This is a genomic window from Parabacteroides distasonis (assembly GCF_004793765.1).
In the GTDB taxonomy this organism is placed as follows: Bacteria; Bacteroidota; Bacteroidia; order Bacteroidales; family Tannerellaceae; genus Parabacteroides; species Parabacteroides distasonis_A.
The window spans coordinates 1-1,997 of sequence record NZ_SRYM01000114.1 but is presented as its reverse complement, the minus strand read 5'-3'; the positions used below and the strand labels follow the sequence as shown (position 1 = coordinate 1,997).

Below are 1,997 nucleotides of genomic sequence, written 5' to 3'. Positions count from 1 at the left end.
TGGGCCAAATTTATTTAATGTTTAACTAGTCCCTATTTTTTATGGGACACTAATGTGCCCATCTATCAACCAACTGGATAAGCTTGTATTCATTGTTGAGATATAAGGATAATAATTCGGATTACTTGAATTTACTGCCTGATTACCCAATGATCCAAAAGAAGCCCTGATCTTCAAGTTATTTACCACATCTTTTGCCTTTTCAAAGAAAGATTCCTCACTTAATCTCCATCCAGCGGATACAGATGGGAAAAAGCCGTAACGCATACCCGATTTAAAACGAGACGTTCCGTCATAGCGGCCATTCACCTCTATCAAGTACCGATCATTAAAATCATAGTTAGCACGGAAAAAGGCACCAAACAAAGCATAATCGTACGCACCTCCACCAACCAACATATCTCCAGTCGCCAATTCCAAATCACTCAATGAGTCTGATATTAAGTTCTTTCGGGAAGCGAAAAGACGAGAATGTTTCTTATTCTCATAGTTTACACCAGCAGTCAAACCAACCGTATGTTTCCCAAACACCTGATTGTAATTAGCATAAACATTCGCCACATGCATCGGGTCAAACCACATAGTCTTCTTCAACTGATCCGTATTATAATTAGGAACTTCCTGCACAACACCTGGCTCAATAGAGTAAGTCGCTACCGTAGATCGATACCAATCGTCCGCTATATAAAACGAATAAGTATAATCCGCATTCAATTTGATATGTTTCGCAATATCAAATTCCAAACTGGTAGTTGTCGTAAACTCATGGATACCTTTCTCTCCTTTTGTTCCTCCATCCAACAACATCGCATAAAGTCCATCACCAATGGAATAATTATTTTTCAGCGTATTATAAGTAGCCGTACCATCTGGATTCACTGGTGCATAACAGGGTAAAGCATGTACCGTTACATACACAAAGTTAGGATTACCTCCACCCTCGCGACCATAATAGGTGTAATTCTTGTCGTAATATGAGGTATTGTTCGTTACCTTCAAGAATGGGAACAATTGCGCATTAATCTTACTACGGAAATTATAAGAGGTAAACTTATCCGTATTAATCTTCATAATACCATCTTTCGTATAGAAATTACCGGAGAGTAAGAAATTGATCTTCTCTGTACCACCGGATAAATTGATACTATGAGATTGAGAAGGCTGGTGAGAATTGAACACTGTATTCCACCAATCATAATTACCATAGTAGTTATAGATATCCTTTCCGTTCACGTTCTTCACGACCGTCCAGGGTCTGGAAGGGTCTTCCGTCTTATCATATCGGCGAATCTCTAATTCTGCCATATCCTCATCCGTATAACGAGTATAAGTATTTCCTGTGGCACGACGGAAAGCCTCATCCAACAATGAAACCGCCTCATATCCAGAAGTCATAAAGTCCGTACGAACCGTTGGCTTGGATGTCGCAAAGAAAGTACCATAGGAAACGTTCATCTTACCAGCCTTCGCACTCTTCGTTGTCACCAAAATCACACCAAACGCACCACGAGCACCATAAACAGCAGAAGCCGCAGCATCTTTCAACACTGATACCGATTCTATATCCTTAGGATTTACACGATTTATATCCCCTGGAACACCATCGATCAAGACCAATGGTTCGCCTCCATTAATTGATGCCTGTCCACGAACATTAATAGAACCTCCCGCACCCGGTTCTCCCGTAGAAAAGATAATATTTACATTTGGCATGGTTCCTTGCAATATCTGAGTCGCATTCGACACTGGCCTATTTTCTAATTCTTTAGCTGTTACTTGAGCTACAGCCCCTGTTAAATTGACTTTCTTTTGTACACCATATCCAACCACAACAACTTCATCTAAGTTCTGGGTATCCTCCACAAGCTTTATATCAACTGTTGATTGATTTTTCACCGCAATCTCCTTGGTATTATAACCTATATAAGAGATTAAAAGTATACATTAGTGTCCCATAAAAAATAGGGACTAGTTAAACATTAAATAAATTTGGCCCA

Annotated in this window: 1 protein-coding gene; it reads right to left on the bottom strand. The window is 39.7% G+C overall.

Features of this window, described 5'->3' with window-relative positions; genetic code table 11:
* Positions 1 to 39: 39 nt before the first annotated feature.
* On the bottom strand, positions 40 to 1,932 hold the full coding sequence (locus E5342_RS18900; RefSeq protein ID WP_282593911.1) for a SusC/RagA family TonB-linked outer membrane protein: 1,893 nt from the start codon (positions 1,930 to 1,932) through the stop codon (positions 40 to 42).
* Positions 1,933 to 1,997: the final 65 nt, after the last annotated feature.